This window comes from Pandoraea captiosa, assembly GCF_902459775.1.
GTDB classification, from domain to species: Bacteria; Pseudomonadota; Gammaproteobacteria; order Burkholderiales; family Burkholderiaceae; genus Pandoraea; species Pandoraea captiosa.
The window spans coordinates 102,331-119,674 of the sequence record NZ_CABPSQ010000003.1 but is presented as its reverse complement, the minus strand read 5'-3'; the positions used below and the strand labels follow the sequence as shown (position 1 = coordinate 119,674).

Genomic DNA, 17,344 nt, shown 5'->3' with positions numbered 1-17,344 from the left:
GCGGTTTTCGGGGCGATGATCGTGTCGTTGCGGTAGCGATTTTCCGGGCTGCGCTCAGTGACCGCGCATGCCGCTCGGCTGGGCGTTGTTTTGCGCCTCCGGCCGGGCGTCCGGGGATGCGTTGATCTTACTCTTATTGCCGCCTCCCTGTCCGATGACCGGATTATCCCAGGAGCCGGTGACGTGGTAAGTCGTCGAGAGCGTGCGCGAGAGCTGGTCGCCCAACGCCAGCTGTGCGAAGAACGACCCGATTCCCAGGGCCGGATTGATGATCGCCCAGGCGAGCGACGCCGACGCGGCGTTGATCTTCGGCAGCACCAGCACGTTGAGGTCCTGCGTCTCGCGCGCGAGGTCGGTGTGCCCGTCGATCTTGATGGTCGCGGCGTTGGCGTTGATCGTCAGATCGCTGGTGTTCGCCACGCCGCCTTGCATCGTCACGTTGCCGTCGATGCTGTCGAACGGCAGGCCGCTGCCGATCACGCTGTTGAAATCGAATGTCAGGATCTTGGCCAGGGTCTGCACCGACAGAATGCCCAGCAATTTGGCGAGTCCGGGGTCGGCCTTGAGGATCTGGCCGCGCTTGAGATCGATCGCCACGCGACCGCCGAGTGTCGGATAGTCGATGGCGTCGGGGCCGCCGCGCCATCCGAAACGGCCGGAGACGGTGCCCGAACCGTCCTTGAGCGTTTTGGGAAGACCGAGCCGGTCGAGCAGACCGCCGGCGTCCTTCACATCGAGGTTGAAGTCCAGGACGGTGCGACGCGGCACGTCTTCGCCGTTCGCCGCCGCCGCACGACGGCGCGACGTGCGCCAGTTGCCCTTCACGTCCAGTGTGGCGGCGCTGTTGCTCAGTTCCAGCTTGGTGAGCTGCCAGACCGGCACGCCGTCTTCCGTGTCGTTGTGGGCGTTGAGTTGCAGGCGTCCCAATGGTTTGTCGCGCAGCACGAAGTCGTTGGCGACCAGATCGACGGCGGGGAATTCGTCGCTCGGCTCGTCGAGCACCTGCGTGAGCACGTCGCTGCCGTGGTCTTCGCGCGGGATCACCAGTTTAGCCAGGCGCGCGCGGATCGCCCCGGACGGATTCCTGTCGCTTGGCGCCTGCCATTCGGCGAACCCCGAGACCAGCTCGGACGCCAGACTCACCTGCCAGTCGCGATCGTTGCGCTGAGCGCCGACCACCAGTTCCGGCCACTGACGCGACAACAGACGCACTTGCTTGGCATGCAGGGCGAGACGCGTGGGCAGATACGGGGTGATGGCGCCGAACTCGTCGCGGGCGGCGGCAGCCGTTGCGGCAGGCGCGGGCGGCGTGCCCTGCGTGCCGGGCGTCACGGCGTCGCTGCCGAGCGAGGCGATCACGTTACGCCAGGCATCCACGTCGAGCGTGTCGAACTGAGCGCTGGCCTGCACGCCCTCGCGCGGCGCGGGCACGGGCTGGTTGATGCCGATGCCGCCACGCAGCACTTCCACGCGCGCGCCGTTGCGCTGCTGGACGTAATTCGCCTGCACGCTTCCGATGGCGAAGTCGAGCGTATCGATGCGACGCCCACCGTTGGCCGCCGAGCCTGCCTGTGGGCGCATCGTGAAGCGCGCCGGAAGCGACGCCTCGGCGCTCTTGCCCAGCGGGGCAGGCAGGTTCACGGCCAGTCCTGCCAGCGTCGACTGCACCGCCACGTCCGTCATGCCCTGACGCACGGTCACCGTCGCCGTGTACGGCGTGCTGCCGGTCATGCGCTTGGCCAGTTGCGCCAGCGTGGCGTTCTCCCGGTTCTCGCGCAGTCCCTGCGCACTCATCTGGCCGTTGACGTTCAGCACTATCGTGCCGTCGTCGCGACTGCCGCCCGTAGCACGCACCTCGCCGCCAAGGAACGTGCCGCGCAGGTTGTCGAGCGAGATGCCGCGCTCGGTAAATGCCAGCTCGCCGTCCACCGCGCCGAAGGTCGGCAGTCCGCTCAGCAGCGTGATGTCGTTGCGCAGGAAGCGCGCACGGCCGGTCACCTTCGAGCGGTCGGTGTTTTCGAGCGGCATCGACAACTGCATGGCGAGTTGCGCGTTGCCGTTCGCCTTCGTCTCGTCGGTAAAGTCGCCGATCCAGTGGCCTACCGGGCTGGCGTTGAGATATTTGACGAAGTCCATCGCGGGACCGCGTGCGTCGCCCTTGAGCGTGAGCGTGGAGTCGTCCTGACCGATGTCGTTGATGTCGCCCTGCACCTGCGTAAGCGTCACACCGTAGACCGAGCCGCTGTCGATGGCGATGTGTAGCTTGTCGGCGTGGAACCGCAGATTGCCCCGCACCTTCTCGAACGGCGGCCACACTTCCGTATGACCCGGGCGCACCGGCGAGGGGTTGAACGTCACGTCGGTCAGCGGTATATCGATACGGAATTTGCCGCCGCCCTTGCCGTAAGGGAAGTCCTCGAGATCGCCCTGCACGGCGAACGGCGCATTTTGCACGGTGCCCGCGATCAGCGCGCGTTGCAGATAGTCGCGCACGCTCGCGCCGATGTCCGTGGGCAGGTAGCGCGGCACGGCATTGGCGTTGGCGCGAACGATCGTGCCCTTCAGATCGACGATGCCATTGCCTTTGCCGCCGTTTTGCCAGGTACCGCTGACGTCGCCCGCGAGCTCGGGATTTTGCAGATGGACGGCGTCGACGCGAACCTGCACGTTGGCCGGGGCGTCGCGTCTGGTCGCCGAATGCGAGATGCGCCACGACGTGCGCGCGGTGAGGGTGTCGAGATCGATGCGCGGCTGGTCGAAGCGGCCGGGAAAGTCGAGTGTGGCGTTCCTGGCATTGAGCGAGAGGCTGCCGCGGGTCTGGTCCGCGTCGACATGGCCGCTCAGATTCGCGAAGCCGGGGCGTCCCGCGTTGGGGGAATTCGGGCGCGCCTGCGCCGCGGGCGCCGGCTGGCTGTCGATGCCGAGATTCTCGAAATCGGCAACGACGCGATAGCGTTCGCGCTCGGGGGGCAGTTGCTTGATGCCCGGCAGGTCGCGCCAGTTGGTCGGGCCGTGGGGCTTGGGCGCCTGATAGGTGATGTTGAAATTGGACACGCGCCCGCGCGGGCGGAAGCTGGCGAGCGTATCGCGAGTCTGCTGATCGATGGGCAGCGACGGCACGAGCGCCATGGCCGCACCGATGTCGAAGCGTTGACCGGCAACGGCCGCGTGCAGGCCTTGTTCGGTGCTGCCGGGCGTGTAGCTGCCGCTCAGTTCGGGCACATCGAGCGTGGGGCGGCCGGCGGCCTGCAAACTCAGCTCGCGCGCCCGCAGTTTCCAGCCCGAACCGGCTGAACCTGCGGAATCGGCAGAATCAGCAGCATCAGCCGGTGCGCCGACACGGCTCACGTCGATGCGACCCTGCGCGGCGTCGAAAGTCAGCGGGGGCAGATCGTCGGCCAGTTGCGCGGACGTGTCGGCCCCGGCCACACGCAACGTGGCGCCTGTCACGATGCCGTTGTCGAAGTCGACCCATGCACGTGCGGCGATGCGCCCGCGCGGGTCCTTGCCCGGCAGCGCCACGTATCGCGCCAGTTCGGCCACGTCGAGCGTGCCGACGTCGCCGTAAATCTGGCCGCGCCAGCGCTTGACCTCGCCCGGGCGTGCGAATAGCGGGTTGGTAAAGCGTGCACGGACGTCCAGCGGCGCGACGATGTCCGGCGGCGGACTTGCCTGCATGCCGAAGCGATGCTCGAAGCCACGATTGCGCAGCATGGCGTTGACCTGCGTGAGGACAACCTCCGGCACGTCGCGCGTCGCGTCGCGCCAGCGCACGGTGCCGTGGCGCACGACGATGCGCGCCTGGCGCATGAGCCAGTCGGTGGCCTGCGTGTCGTCCGTCTTCGCGTTGCCCGACACCGGTATGCCCGCAACGAGGATCGAGCCGTCCGCGCGGCGCTCGACCGTCACGTCCGGTTCATGCAGCGTGAGGTTCGACAGGCGCACGTCGAAGTGAATCAGGCTGGTCCACGAGAGCACGGCGTCGAGCCGGTGGAGCGTCAGGCTCGGCTCCACGGGCGGCGGTGCGCCCGGTGGGGCATAGGTCACTGGGGAATTGCCGGAAGCAACCCCGGCGGCCCCGGCGCCCGACGTGGAGGCCGACCCGGGAGCGGCTGCCGCACTGGAAGCCGTGGCCTCGTGACGACGCAAGGGCGCCACCACGCGGGCAATCGTCGACGCCTTGGGGGGCGTGCCCTGCGCCGGTGGCGTAATGCGGACGTCTTCGAGCGTGAGATAGGGGTGCCAGCCGCGCCAGTCGGCGTCGACCTTGCCGATCGTGACGGGCAGGCCGATGGCGCGGGTCGCCGCCGCCTCGATTTGCGGGCGGTAGTCCGACACACGGGGAAGGATGACGTACCGGGTCGCGAGGATGACGGCGCCGAGTCCGAAGTAGACGATGACGACGAGCGCCAGCAGCCATTCCAGACCCAGGCGCAAGCCACGCGGCAGTGACGAGAACCAGGACCGGGTCGCAGTGGGCGAGGCGGGCGGCTTACGGTCGGTCATGCTGCGCGTCTACGAGGTAATGTGGTAGTTTCTGTGGCAAAGACTGTAACACAAGCCCAAGGCCGCCCGATGGCCCGGCCGTCGCACAAACAGACATGTGATCCGGCGTTTCATCGCGACCGGGTAAGCATGCGAAAGCCTCTTCATCCTTTGCTGACCGGAACCCCGCCAGTGAGTTCACCCGAAACCCCGATCGATATTCAGTCCTACTCGCGATATGCCGCGCGCATGCTCGCGAGTCGTCCGGCACTGGCCGAGGCCCTGCCGACGCTCGCGGAGCACCCCGTCGACGCCCGCTGGCTTGCGCGTCGCTTTGAAGCCATTTCCGGCACGCAGCTCTCGCCGCCCGAGCAGCCCTCCGGGGCATGCGCTCTCGACGAGGCGGCGCTGACGCGGGCTTTGCGCGTGCTGCGCGTCGAGGCGTTGTGCACCGTCATGCAGCGCGATCTGGATGGACGCGCCGAATTGTCCGAAGTGACCGAAGCGATGACGGCGCTCGCCGAATTCGCCATTCAGGCGGGCATCGCGGTGCTCTCGCGCGAACTCGAAGCCATTCACGGTGTGCCGCGCAACGCGGAAGGGGAGCGCCAGACGCTGGGCGTGGTCGGGATGGGCAAGCTTGGGGGGCGCGAGCTCAACGTCTCCTCCGACATCGATCTGATCTTCCTGTATGAGGACGATGGCGATACCACGGCGCCGGATGACGCCGATCCGGCCGCCGCCGGGCGGCTGCGCCTGCTCTCCAACCACGAATTCTTCACCAAGCTCGGCCGCAAGCTGATCGGCGTGATCTCCGAGCTCACACCGGACGGCTACGTGTTCCGGGTCGACATGCGCCTGCGCCCCAACGGCGATTCGGGACCGCTCGTGTGCAGCCTGCCCATGCTCGAAGAGTATTTCTACGTGCAGGGCCGCGAGTGGGAGCGCTACGCGTGGATCAAGGGACGGCTGGTGTCCGAGCTCGCGAGCGAGCCGGGCAGACGCATCGAGCGGTTACTGAGCTCGCTGGTTCAGCCGTTCGTGTTCCGCCGGTATTTGGACTACGGCGTGATTGGCGCGATTCGTGCGCTGCACGAGCAAATCCGGCACGAGGCCGAGCGCCGTGCGCGGGCCAAACCCGCTCGCATCAACGACATCAAGCTCGGGCGCGGCGGCATTCGCGAAGTGGAGTTCTCGGCGCAGGTCTTCCAGTTGATTCGCGGCGGTCAGGAGCCGGAGTTGCGCGTACGCCCGACGCTTGCCGTGCTGGGCGTAGCCGCCCGGCGAGGGTGGCTGGCGCAAAGCGTGGCCGAAGCGCTGGCGAACGCATATGTCTTCCTGCGCAGGCTCGAACACCGGATTCAGTATCTGGAAGACGCGCAAACGCACATTCTGCCGGGCCCGGGCGACGACCGTCTCGCCGTGGCGCGCGCCATGGGCTTTCCCGATGAAGCGACGTTCATGACCGTGCTCGACGAGCACCGCGAGTTCGTTGCCGGTCAGTTCGACGAAATCTTCGCGGACAAGGCCAACGGCGGCGCAAACAAAGGCGGCGCAAACAAAGGCGGCACCGGCGACTGCGAGTGCCCGCCGGAGCTCTGGAGCGAGTGTCTGGCGGACGAGGCGCAGACGGGCGATCTGGGCAATCAGCTCACGCGATTGGGCTTCTCCGACGCCGAAGGGGCGCTCGATCGCCTGAGGGCGGTCTGGACGTCATCGCGCTACAAGGCGCTGGGCGAGATGAGTCGTCGGCGCTTCGACCAGCTCGTGCAACGCGCGGTCGAAGGCGCGGCGGGCACGGGGGAGGCCGACGCCGTGCTCGCACGCATGCTCGACCTGCTCTCGACCATCAGTCGCCGCAGTTCGTATCTCGCGTTGCTCACCGAGTACCCGCGTGCGCTCGAGCGCGTGGTCAAGGTGCTCGCAGGCTCGCGCTGGGCGGCAGGCTATCTGATCAGCCATCCGCAATTGCTCGACGAGCTGCTCGACGACGAGGCGCTGGCCGCACCCTTCGACTGGCCATCGTTCAAGACGCAGTTGCTGCTCAGTCTCAATGCGGCGGGCGCGGCGGGTAACGTCGAAGTGCAGATGGACATTCTGCGGCGCGCGCATCATGCCGAAGTCTTCCGCATCCTCCTGCTCGACTTGCAAGGCACCTTGTCGGTGGAAGCGATCGGCGACCGGCTCTCCGAACTGGCGGACATCATCGTCGACGTGACGATCTCGACCGTCTGGCCGCACGTGGCCACGCGGCATCGCGAAGTGCCCCGCTTCTCCGTCATTGCCTATGGCAAGCTCGGCGGCAAGGAGCTGGGCTATGCGTCCGACCTCGATCTCATCTTCCTTTACGACGATGACGACGATCGCGCGCCGGACGCCTACGCCGCACTCGCGCGGCGTTTCGTCACGTGGCTGACCACGCATACTGGGGCCGGCATGCTGTTTGATGTCGATCTGCGCCTGCGCCCCAACGGTCTGTCGGGTTTGCTGGTGACCAACATCGAGAGCTTCCGTCAGTATCAGTTCCGCGAGGGCAACGCGAATACGGCGTGGGTATGGGAGCATCAGGCGCTCACGCGCGCGCGATTTTGTGCGGGCGACGAGACCATCGGTGCGGCCTTCGAGAATATCCGGGCGCAGGTTTTGGCGACACCGCGCGAGGCGTTGCCGCTCGCGCAGGAAATCGTGGCGATGCGCCGCAAGGTGCTCGAAGGCCATCCGAACCCGTCGAAGCTCTTCGACCTCAAGCACGACCGGGGCGGCATGGTGGATATCGAGTTCACCGTGCAGTATCTGGTGCTGCTGCATTCGGGGGGCCATCCGGCCCTCCTGCGCAATGCGGGCAACATCGCGTTGCTGCGTGAAGCGGCACAGCTTGGGCTGATCGACGCGACACTTGCCGATGCAGCAGCGGCGGCGTATCGGACCTATCGCAAGCGCCAGCACAAGTTGCGGCTCGATGGCGTGGAAGCGGCGCGCGTGCCTGCGGCCGACATCGAGGCCGAACGTGATGCGGTGATGGCGCTGTGGGATTCGGTGTTCGCGCAGGCCGGGCCGGTCTGAGGCAGACCGAGCGTCAGAGGGCTAGAGTCAGAGGGCTAGCGTCAGAGAGCGAGCATCTCCCGCGCGTGCTTGCGCGTGGTGGCGGTAATTTCCACGCCGCCGAGCATGCGTGCAATCTCTTCGACGCGCTCGGTGCGCCCCAGCGGTTCGATTTCACTCATGGTCGTATCGCCGTCGCTGCGCTTGCTCACACGCAGATGCTGGTGGCCGAGCGCGGCGACTTGCGGCAAGTGGGTCACGCACAGCACCTGACGGCCCTGACCCAGTTCACGCAGCAAACGCCCGACGACTTCCGCCACGGCGCCACCGATGCCGGAATCGACTTCATCGAAAATCAGCGTCGGCGTGAGGCTCGCGCTGCTGGCGATCACCTGCAGGGCGAGGCTGATGCGCGCGAGTTCGCCGCCCGAGGCGACCTTGGCGAGCGGGCGCGTCGGCACCCCCGGATGACCCGCAACGAGGAACTCCACCGTCTCCAGCCCGAACGACTGCGGCTCGGACGTCGGCGTGAGCGCGACTTCGAAGCGCCCGCCGGGCATCGAGAGATCCTGCATGGCGCGGGTGACTTCGCGCGAGAGCGACGCCGCCGCCCTGGCACGCGCTTTCGACAACTCCCTGGCAAGCTTCAGATAAGTCGCGTGGGCCGCGTCGGCGGCCGCTTGCATGGCAGCGCTGTCGGCCGAGGCCGTCAGTTCCTCCAACTGCGCCCGACGCTGCGCCAGCTCCGCCGGCAATTGCTCCGGTGTGACCCGGAACTTGCGCGCCGCCGAATGCAGGGCATCCAGACGCTGCTCGACGACGGCCAGACGCTCCGGGTCGAGGTCGATGCGCTGCGCGTAATGCGTGAGCGAGTGGACCGCCTCGCGAAGCTGGATCTCGGCAGGTTCGAGCGCGGCCAGCGTGTCCGCCAGAGCGGCGTCGATCTCGGCAAGTTCGCGAATCTGATGCACGACATGGCCCAGCGAGGGCACAACGGCGCCGTCGGCTTCCGCCAGCACGTCGAGCGCACCCTGCACGCCGTTGATGAGGCTCGCGGCGTGCGAGAGCCGGCGATGCTCGGCACTCACCTCGTCCCATTCCCCTTCCTGCGGATTGAGCTTGTCGAGTTCGGACGTCTGCCATTCGAGACGCTCGCGCTCCAGTTGCAGTTCGCGATCACGCCCGTGGGCCTCTTCGCAGCGCTTGACGAGACGTCGCCATTCCTTGTGGGCAGCGGCGGCGTCTGTCGCGAGCGCCGTTGCGCCCGCATGGGAATCGAGCAGGCGACGCTGCGCGTCGGGGCGCAACAGTTGCTGGTGCGCATGCTGACCGTGAATGTCGACGAGCATTTCACCGAGTTCGCGCAATTGCGCGAGCGTGGCGGGCGTGCCGTTGATGAAGGCGCGTGAGCGCCCGCCGGCGTCGAGCACGCGACGCAGCAGCACGCCGCCGTGTTCTTCCAGGGTGAGGGCCTGCGCTTGCAGCCAGGCTTCGAGATCGGGGCGCGCCTGGGCGTCCGCAGCGAACTCGGCAGTAATGTCGGCGCGCGTCTGCCCGCTGCGCACCATGCTGGTGTCGCCGCGCTCGCCCATCGCGAGCGCCAGCGCATCGATCAGAATCGATTTGCCCGCGCCGGTCTCCCCCGAGAACACGGTGAAACCGGCGGAGAATTCCAGATCGAGACGATCGACGATCACGAAATCGCGAATCGAGAGACTGCGTAGCATGGGATGTCGGGTAAGGCGTGGAGTCAGTTCTGCGGCGTATCTTCGTCGGAGATATGCTCGTTCCAGTGCAACTTGCGGCGCAGCGTGGCGTAGTAGTTATAGCCGACCGGATGCAGGAACGTCACCTGATGCGCCGAGCGGCTCACCAGAATCTTGTCGCCCTGACGCAGCTCGGCAAACGACTGCATGTCGAAGTTCGCGCCAACTTCGCGCCCGCCCGTGATCGTGATGACGATGTCGCTCGAATCCGGCAGCACGATCGGACGGTTCGACAACGCGTGCGGTGCGATCGGCACGAGCACTACGCCGCCCAGGCGCGGATGCAGAATCGGACCGCTGGCCGAGAGGGCGTACGCCGTCGACCCCGTGGGGGTGGCGACGATCAGGCCATCCGAGCGCTGCTTGTACATGAAGCGACCGTCCACGTCCACGCGCAGCTCGACCATTCCCGAAATCCCGGAGCGGTTCACGACCACGTCGTTGAACGCGAGGGTATCGAAGAGCGTCTGGCCGTCGCGGTCGATGCGCGCGGACAGGAGCGTGCGCTGCTCGGCTTCGAAGTGACCTTCGAGCATGGCGGGCACGACCTGGCGCATTTCGTCGAGCGGGATGTCGGTGATGAAGCCGACCCGGCCATGGTTCACCCCGATGAGCGGCACGTTCGAGGCGGCGAGCTGACGTCCGACGCCGAGCATCGTGCCGTCGCCGCCCACCACGACGGCGACGTCCGCCTGTGTGGCGATCTCCTGAATGTCGAGCGTGCCGTACGGATCGGCGCCTGCGCCGATGTTATGCGCAGTGTCACGCTCGAAGACGACGTGATGCCCGCGCTGCGCAATGCATGCCGCCAGCGTGAGCAACGGTTCGGCGACGCCGTCGGCATGGTACTTCCCGACGAGCGCCACGGTCTTGAAGGGGCTCCCAGTTTTCATGCCGCCATTACACCATAAGTCGATGACAGCAACCATCGGCATGCACGGCCTGCGGCGGTTCTCGCGTCGGGGTTTGCCGCACGCCGCGTACCAACATTTCGCGTTACAATTTTTGCCATGCTAGATCAACGTGCGCAAACACTCCTCAAAACCCTGATCGAACGGTACATCGCCGATGGCCAACCGGTCGGCTCGCGCACGCTTTCGCGTTATTCGGGACTCGACCTGTCCCCGGCCACGATCCGCAACGTCATGGCGGACCTCGAAGCGCTCGGTTTTGTAGCGAGCCCGCACACGTCCGCCGGACGCGTGCCGACGCCGCGTGCTTACCGCCTGTTCGTCGACACCATGCTCTCGGTGCGACCGCTCGACGAAGCCGCGCATCATCTGGCGTCGCAGGTGCAGACGAGTCTTCAGCCGGGCGGCCCGCAGCAACTGGTGGCGTCCGCCGCGCAGGTGCTCTCGCATCTGTCGCAGTTTGCGGGAGTGGTACTCACGCCGCGTCGCAGTCAGACCTTCCGTCACATCGAATTCCTGCGGTTGTCCGATAAGCGCGTGCTGCTCATCATCGTCACGCCCGATGGCGACGTGCAGAACCGCATCATCCTGACGGAAAAGGATTATTCGCCGGCGCAACTGGTCGAGGCCGCGAATTATCTGAACGCCAATTTCGGCGGACACAGCTTCGACGACGTGCGCACTTACTTGCGCGGTGAACTCGATGCCCTGCGCTCCGACATGAGCACGCTGATGCAAGCGGCTGTGCAGGCCGGCAGCGACGCGATGGCCGACACCACACGTGAGAGCGTGCTGATTTCGGGCGAGCGCAACCTGCTGGGCGTGGAGGATCTGTCGTCGAACATGGAGCGACTGCGCAAGCTGTTCGACGTGTTCGAGTCCAAGACGGGGCTGCTGCAACTGCTCGACGTGTCGAGCCGCGCCTCCGGCGTGCAGATCTTCATCGGCGGCGAATCCAGCCTCGTTCCCATCGAGGAGATGACGGTGGTCACCGCGCCGTACGAAGTCGACGGCCAGATCGTGGGCACGCTCGGCGTGATCGGGCCGACGCGCATGGCCTACGAGCGCGTGATCCCCATCGTCGACATCACCGCCAAGTTGCTCTCCAACGCGCTCAGTCATCACTGAGTTACACACTCGTAGCATTCCTTACACCCCTTTACACGCGGTCACACACCACGGGCTTACGCTCGAAATGTCACCCTGGCGTTCCTCGAAGCTTGCGGAGCCAGAGGTGGCAGGCGCGCTGCGGTCGTTGCGCAATGATGCGTGGGACGCTCGCAGCGAGGATTCGGACAGAACCCCACAAGGTGGCAGAGGCAAGCCACGCGCAGCGTGCCCGTTGAACGGGCCCGGAGTGTTTATGAGATCCCTGACTTCCTGGCGGATGATCGTTCGCCCTCTCGGCACCGGGCTGGTGCTGTGCATACTCGGCCTGCTCGGCGCTGTCGGGCTGCCGACGCTGGCGCACGCCCAAAGCGCCGATCCACCGGGGCGCGTGGCGCGGCTGAGCGAGTTCGACGGCACCGTGACGTACGCCCCGGCGGGCACCAGCGACTGGCGCTATGCCAACCGCAACCGGCCGCTCACGACGGGCGACGCCGTCTGGGTCGACCGTAACAGCCGCGCGGAGATGCACGTCGGCGGCACCGCGGTGCGCATGGGGGCGTCCACCAGCCTCGCGTTGTCTGCCGTGACCGACCAGAATGTGCAACTGAACGTAACGCAGGGCACCGTGGGCGTGCGGCTGCGCAGCTTCGACGCGAATCAACCGTATGAGATCGACACGCCGAATCTGGCGTTCGTGCCCGCACAGGCGGGTGAATATCGTGTGGACGTGGATCCAAACGGCGTGACGACCGTGAGTGTCTGGCGCGGCGCGGGTACGGCCTATGGGCAAGGCGCGTCGGTGCCGCTGCAACAGGGGCAGCGCGTGGCGTTCGTCGGTCAGAATCTCGCGCAGCAGCAGACCGGCCCGCTCGTGGCCGACGTCTTCGATCAATGGACTCGCGAGCGCGATGCCCGCGAAGACGCGTCCGTGTCGGCGCGCTACGTGCCGCGCGACATGACGGGTTTCGAGAGTCTGGACGACTACGGTTCGTGGCAGGAAACGCCGACCTACGGGGCCGTATGGGTGCCGTCGAACGTGCCGTCCGGCTGGGCGCCCTACCGCACGGGGCATTGGGTCTGGGTCGATCCGTGGGGCTGGACCTGGGTGGATGACGCGCCGTGGGGCTTCGCGCCGTATCACTACGGGCGTTGGGCCTACGTGGACGCGCGCTGGTGCTGGGTGCCGGGACCGGTTGCGGTGCGCCCGGTGTATGCACCGGCACTGGTCGGATGGGTCGGCGGCAACAGTGGCGGAAATCAGTGGGGGGTGACGTTTGCCGCCGGCGGCGTGGGCCTCGCGTGGTTCGCGTTGGGGCCGCACGATGCGTACCGTCCCGCCTATCACGCGAGTTCATCGTACGTCACGAACATCAACCGGTCGACGATCGTGCGCACCACCAACATCACCAACAACGTCAATAACATCAACGTCAATAACGTCTATAGCAATCAGCATGTGCGCGGTGCGGTGTCGACGATGCCCGCGCAGGCGTTCGTGCAGGGACGTGCCGTAGGGGCGCCGGTTGCCCTGGCAGCACCGCGAGCCGGGCAGGGCTGGCGCGTGGGCAATACGCCGGGCGTTGCGCCTGTGCAGCAGAGCGTGATCGGCAACAGTCGTCCGGCGCCCTCGGCGCCACCGGCGGGCGTGTTCAACCGGCAGGTGCTGGCCACCCGCGCACCGGTCGCCCGCAGCGTGGCGTCGCGTGAATTGACGAGCAATCTGCATGCCGTCCCGAATGCAGGGGGGGCGCCGCTCGCGCTTGGTCAGAGCGGTCAGCAGGTCCGCAACTTGGGGGCAGGGGGGCAAGGTCAGGGCCGCATTGCGCCGCGTGTCACCGTCGTCGGCACGCATGGGCCGGTGGGCGCCCCGATTGGTACGAACGGGGCGAACGGGGCGAGCCCTGCCCAACCGGCACTGGGGCCGACGGGCGCTTTGGGCGCGACGCCCGCCCACGGCGGCCTGCCCGCGACCGGCGCGACCTCCCCGATGCACGGCGCACCGGGAGTCCCGGGAGTACCGGGCCAACCTGGCGTGCCGGGAGCGCCGGGCCATACGGGTGTGCCGGGGCAGCCGGGCGTGCCAGGGGTACCGGGTGTTCCGGCAGCACCCGGCGCGCCGGGATATCCGGGCTACGCAACCTATCCCGGTCAGGGGCAGGGAAATTATCAGAATCGTCCGGGGCAACCGGCGGCGCCGTCCCAGCCCGCGCAGTCAGGCGTTCCGCATCCGCCGCAGCCGAATGGCGTGAATGGCGTCAATGGCGCGTATGACCGCGGCATGCAGGGCGGTCCCGGTGGCCGTGGTGGCCAGCCCCAACAAGGCGGGGCGGCACAAGCCGTTCCTCAGCCTGGGCACGAGGCTGCACAGCGTGAGATGGAGAACCGTCGCCAGTCGTCACAGACGCAGCCGGCGCCCCAGCGGGCGCAGCCGGACGCAACCGAGCCGGAACGGCGGCCGCAGCAGTGGCAGTCGCAATCCCGTCAGCCGCCCCAGCAACCGTTCCAGACGCAACCCATGCAGCAACATCAGCAACCGCAGGCGGAGCGGACGCAACCCCAGCCGCAACATCAGCCGCAACCTCAGTCGCAACATCAGTCGCAACATCAGTCGCAACCGCAAAGTCCGCAGCCACAGGCCGAGCGGGCGCAACCGCGCGCAGATTCGCAACCCCAGCCGCAACGTCCACAGCCACAGGCCGAGCGACCGCAGCCGCGTCCGGAATCGCCGCCCGCGCCGAGGCAGCAGGTCCAGCCGGAGCGTCCGCAGGCGCAACCGCATCCGCAGTCGCCTCATCCGCAGGACCGCCCCCAACCGGCGCAACGCGAGAGCAAGCCGGAGGGCCGCGCCAGCGCCGAACATCGGTCGCCTCGCCCGGACGAACACCCGCACGGTTGAATGACCCGTTGAGCCTCCCCCGCGTCGGCGACCGACTCGCCGACGCGGGCCGCCCGGCGCCGGTGACGATGGGCAACATGTCAGCCAGATTTGGCCCCTGTTTGCGGTAAAGTACGCTCCATGCGCTTCGATCCCGAACCTATTTCGCACGGCCAGTCCGGCAAGACCGCCGTACTGCTGATCAACCTCGGCACACCCGACGAGCCGCGTCCCGCGGCCGTGCGCCGATATTTGCGCGAGTTCCTGTCGGACCCGCGCGTCGTGGAGATCCCGTCGCTGGTGTGGCAACCGTTGCTGCGGTTGGTGATTCTGCCCTTCCGCTCGCGGGCGTCCGCCCAGAAGTACGCGACGATCTGGACACGCGACGGCTCGCCGCTCAAGGTGAACACCGAACACCAGACCAATGCCCTGCGGGCGCTGTTGCACGCGAACGACTATGACGTCGTTGTCGACTACGCCATGCGCTACGGCAATCCCTCGATTCCGGAACGTATCCGCGCGTTGCGTCAGAGTGGCGTCGAGCGGATTCTCGTCCTGCCGCTCTACCCGCAATATTCGAGCAGCACGACCGCCACGGCGAGCGACGCCGTGTTTCGCGTGCTCGCGCGTTTGCGCAACCAGCCGGACGTGCGCACGGTGCGCGACTACCACGATCATCCCGCATATATCGAGGCGCTGCGCCAGCAGGTCGAAGGCTACTGGCAGCAACATGGCCGTCCCGACTTTGCGGCGGGCGAGCGCCTGCTGTTGAGCTTTCACGGGGTGCCGCGCCGCACGCTCGATCTGGGCGATCCGTATCACGATCAGTGCGTGCGAACCGCACGCCTTCTCGCGGCGGCGCTCGGTCTTGACGAGACGACCTGCCGCCTCACGTTTCAGTCGCGTTTCGGCAAGGCCGAATGGTTGCAGCCGTACACGGCGCCGACGCTCCAAGAGTTGGGCCGTGGCGGCACGCCGCGTGTCGACGTCTTCTGCCCGGGCTTCACGTCCGACTGTCTCGAGACGCTCGAAGAAATCAATATGGAAGGCCGCCACGCCTATCTGTCGGCAGGAGGCAAGTCGTTCCACTTCATTCCGTGCCTGAATGGCGCAAGCGCCTGGATCACGGCGCTTGGCGAGATCGCGGCGCGGCATCTGCAAGGCTGGCCGGTGCTCTCACCTCAGGGCGAGGCCGACGCTTCGGCAGCGGCGGTGGCGTCAACGCGTCAACGTCAGGTCGCGGCAGTGGCGGCGTTCGAGGAAGCGAGCGCGGCCGCCGCAGCCGCAGCCGCGCAGGCGCCTTTGCGCAATGAAGATCAGCAGGGAGCCGGGGCGTGACGATCAAGGTGGACGATTCTCCGCAGGCCGCCACGCGGATCGACAAGTGGTTGTGGGCGGCGCGCTTTTTCAAGACGCGCTCGCTCGCCACGCAGGCCGTCGACCGGGGCCGGGTGCTTTGCAACGATGCCCGCGTCAAACCGGCGCGCGACGTGCGCCCCGGCGATCTGGTGTCGGTCGACAACGGCAGCACGCGCTGGGAAGTGCGCGTGAAAGCCATCGCCGAGGTGCGCGGCTCCGCACCGGTTGCGCAGTCGCTCTACGAGGAGACGCCCGCGAGCATTCAGGCGCGGGCCGACGAGAGCGAGCGCCGACGCCTGTTCCAGGAGCCGGCGGCCCAGATGCACGGCCGCCCGACCAAGCGCGACCGCCGCCGCCTTGGCGGCGTTGGCGAGTAAGGAAGCGCCGGTCCAAGGCCAGTTCGGGACCCCGGTCGCCGTTTGTTACCCTCGTGCCCCTTGCCTCCGCCTAAATGAACGCCGCCGCTGGCGAAACGCGCAGCGGCGGACGAGGGGAGGGAGCGAAAATCAGCTCGGGGAACGGCACCGCGCACGACCCACGAGGGATCATGCACCCCGGGACAATCAGCGCGTAGGGATTTCGGTATTCGAACGCTTCGAATGCCCTGGCATGCCGGGCATTTCCACATAGTGATGCAGCACGGCCCGTACGCTACCGTACTCGGTGTCGCGCCGGGTCACTGCGCCGGACAGGCAGATCGTGATCGTTACCGTCGTCACCAACGCAAGGATGAAGACAACAGCCAGTGGCAGCTTCATGATGCGCTCCTTAAGAACGCTGCACCGGACGAGGGGTGTCCGGTGAGCGGCCGGGTCCGGGATCGAGGACATCGAATCGGGCACTGCCATCGACGGGACCGTAATTCATGTTAGGTCGCAGCAACGGCCGATACAATAGAGGACTCGTAACGCGTGTAACCGGATATTTACCGGCACGCGGCGCGCACCGACATGGCGCATGAAATGCCCGCCAGCTCTTGAAATCGGTGTGGACGCCCCTACTATCCAAAGGGATTTGAACCGGCGGCGCATCGTCGTGGTGCGCTGCAAGAACCTTTTGACGACTCAAGCTCATGACTGAACAGCAAAACACTCCCGATCAGCCGATTCCGTCCCAGGCCGAAACGGCCCCGACCGACGCTGCGGGCGCGAACGACGCGCTGCCCTCGGTCGAGGCGCAGCTTCAGGCCGCACTGGCAGAAGCCGCCACCTTGCGCGACGAGGCACTGCGTGCCCGCGCCGAGATGGAAAACGTGCGCCGCCGTGCGGAAGAAGAAGTGACCAAGGCCCGTAAATTTGCCGTCGAGAGCTTCGCCGAGAATCTCCTGCCGGTCATCGACAGCCTGGAGGCTGCCGCCGCCGACAAGAGCGGCGACGTGGCCAAACTGCAGGAGGGCGTTGCCCTGACCTTGCGTCAACTGGTCGCGGCGCTCGAGCGCAGCAAGGTGTCGGTCATCGACCCGGCCGGCGCGAAGTTCGACCCGCATCAGCATCAGGCCATCTCGATGGTGCCGGCCGAGCAGGAACCGAATACGGTCGTCGCCGTGTTGCAGAAGGGGTATCTGATTGCCGATCGCGTGCTGCGCCCGGCACTCGTGACCGTGGCCGCGGGCAAGTAAGCGAGTCCGCACGCGCGGTCTCACGCCATGCGGATGCACCGGAGGCAAGTGCCATGACAATGCGCCATAACATCATGGGAAGCTTTAAGCCTCGAATGTGCGATCGGCCTGGCTGGCACAGGCAGTCGGCGCCAGAGGCGGCGTGACTGCCGGGTAAAGCCGGGTAAAGCCGGGTAAA

General features: G+C 66.9%; 9 protein-coding genes and 1 pseudogene. 6 read left to right on the top strand and 4 right to left on the bottom strand.

Going from position 1 to position 17,344, the window contains the following annotated elements:
• Window positions 1–54 precede the first annotated feature (54 nt).
• Window positions 55–4,506, bottom strand: coding sequence for a YhdP family protein (locus PCA31118_RS11055; RefSeq protein WP_150625292.1), 4,452 nt, complete (start codon window positions 4,504–4,506; stop codon window positions 55–57).
• Between the two features lie 171 nt (window positions 4,507–4,677).
• On the opposite strand from PCA31118_RS11055, the gene glnE reads away from it, so the two are divergent.
• A complete protein-coding gene (gene glnE, locus PCA31118_RS11050; protein WP_150625291.1) occupies window positions 4,678–7,548 on the top strand; it encodes a bifunctional [glutamate--ammonia ligase]-adenylyl-L-tyrosine phosphorylase/[glutamate--ammonia-ligase] adenylyltransferase in 2,871 nt (956 codons plus the stop codon).
• A gap of 41 nt (window positions 7,549–7,589) precedes the next feature.
• On the opposite strand, the gene recN is transcribed toward glnE, so the two are convergent.
• Both recN and PCA31118_RS11040 read right to left on the bottom strand, forming a co-directional pair.
• The gene (recN, locus tag PCA31118_RS11045; RefSeq protein ID WP_150625290.1) at window positions 7,590–9,254 is read right to left on the bottom strand and encodes a DNA repair protein RecN; all 1,665 of its coding nucleotides are present in this window, start codon (window positions 9,252–9,254) and stop codon (window positions 7,590–7,592) included.
• Window positions 9,255–9,277: 23 nt separating this feature from the next.
• Complete coding sequence (locus PCA31118_RS11040; protein ID WP_150625289.1) at window positions 9,278–10,228, bottom strand: NAD kinase; 951 nt, start codon at window positions 10,226–10,228, stop codon at window positions 9,278–9,280.
• Window positions 10,229–10,303: 75 nt separating this feature from the next.
• On the opposite strand from PCA31118_RS11040, the gene hrcA reads away from it, so the two are divergent.
• From hrcA to PCA31118_RS11020, 4 genes and pseudogenes are all read left to right on the top strand, one after another.
• On the top strand, window positions 10,304–11,332 hold the full coding sequence (gene hrcA / locus PCA31118_RS11035) for a heat-inducible transcriptional repressor HrcA (protein ID WP_150625288.1): 1,029 nt from the start codon (window positions 10,304–10,306) through the stop codon (window positions 11,330–11,332).
• 235 nt (window positions 11,333–11,567) lie between these two features.
• Window positions 11,568–14,210, top strand: a complete 2,643-nt coding sequence (locus PCA31118_RS27195; protein WP_150625287.1) for a DUF6600 domain-containing protein — start codon at window positions 11,568–11,570, stop codon at window positions 14,208–14,210.
• A gap of 120 nt (window positions 14,211–14,330) precedes the next feature.
• Window positions 14,331–15,380, top strand: a pseudogene (hemH, locus tag PCA31118_RS11025) (ferrochelatase); the annotation flags it as partial.
• 149 nt (window positions 15,381–15,529) lie between these two features.
• On the top strand, window positions 15,530–15,925 hold the full coding sequence (locus PCA31118_RS11020; protein WP_425495357.1) for an RNA-binding S4 domain-containing protein: 396 nt from the start codon (window positions 15,530–15,532) through the stop codon (window positions 15,923–15,925).
• A 186-nt stretch (window positions 15,926–16,111) separates the two neighbouring features.
• On the opposite strand, the gene PCA31118_RS11015 is transcribed toward PCA31118_RS11020, so the two are convergent.
• Window positions 16,112–16,306: a hypothetical protein gene (locus PCA31118_RS11015; protein ID WP_425495345.1), complete on the bottom strand. Its 195-nt coding sequence runs from the start codon at window positions 16,304–16,306 to the stop codon at window positions 16,112–16,114.
• A 314-nt stretch (window positions 16,307–16,620) separates the two neighbouring features.
• Between PCA31118_RS11015 and grpE the strand changes: the two genes are divergently transcribed.
• Window positions 16,621–17,166, top strand: a complete 546-nt coding sequence (gene grpE / locus PCA31118_RS11010; protein WP_150625284.1) for a nucleotide exchange factor GrpE — start codon at window positions 16,621–16,623, stop codon at window positions 17,164–17,166.
• Window positions 17,167–17,344 lie beyond the last annotated feature (178 nt).

What these genes read in the sequence shown, in the direction of transcription:
- recN (WP_150625290.1), bottom strand. Translation starts at nt 9,254, where the DNA reads ATGCTACGCAGTCTCTCGATTCGCGATTTCGTGATCGTCGATCGTCTC.
- PCA31118_RS11015 (WP_425495345.1), bottom strand. Translation starts at nt 16,306, where the DNA reads ATGAAGCTGCCACTGGCTGTTGTCTTCATCCTTGCGTTGGTGACGACG.
- PCA31118_RS11055 (WP_150625292.1), bottom strand. Translation starts at nt 4,506, where the DNA reads ATGACCGACCGTAAGCCGCCCGCCTCGCCCACTGCGACCCGGTCCTGG.
- grpE (WP_150625284.1), top strand. Translation starts at nt 16,621, where the DNA reads ATGACTGAACAGCAAAACACTCCCGATCAGCCGATTCCGTCCCAGGCC.
- PCA31118_RS27195 (WP_150625287.1), top strand. Translation starts at nt 11,568, where the DNA reads ATGAGATCCCTGACTTCCTGGCGGATGATCGTTCGCCCTCTCGGCACC.
- PCA31118_RS11040 (WP_150625289.1), bottom strand. Translation starts at nt 10,228, where the DNA reads ATGCCGATGGTTGCTGTCATCGACTTATGGTGTAATGGCGGCATGAAA.
- hrcA (WP_150625288.1), top strand. Translation starts at nt 10,304, where the DNA reads ATGCTAGATCAACGTGCGCAAACACTCCTCAAAACCCTGATCGAACGG.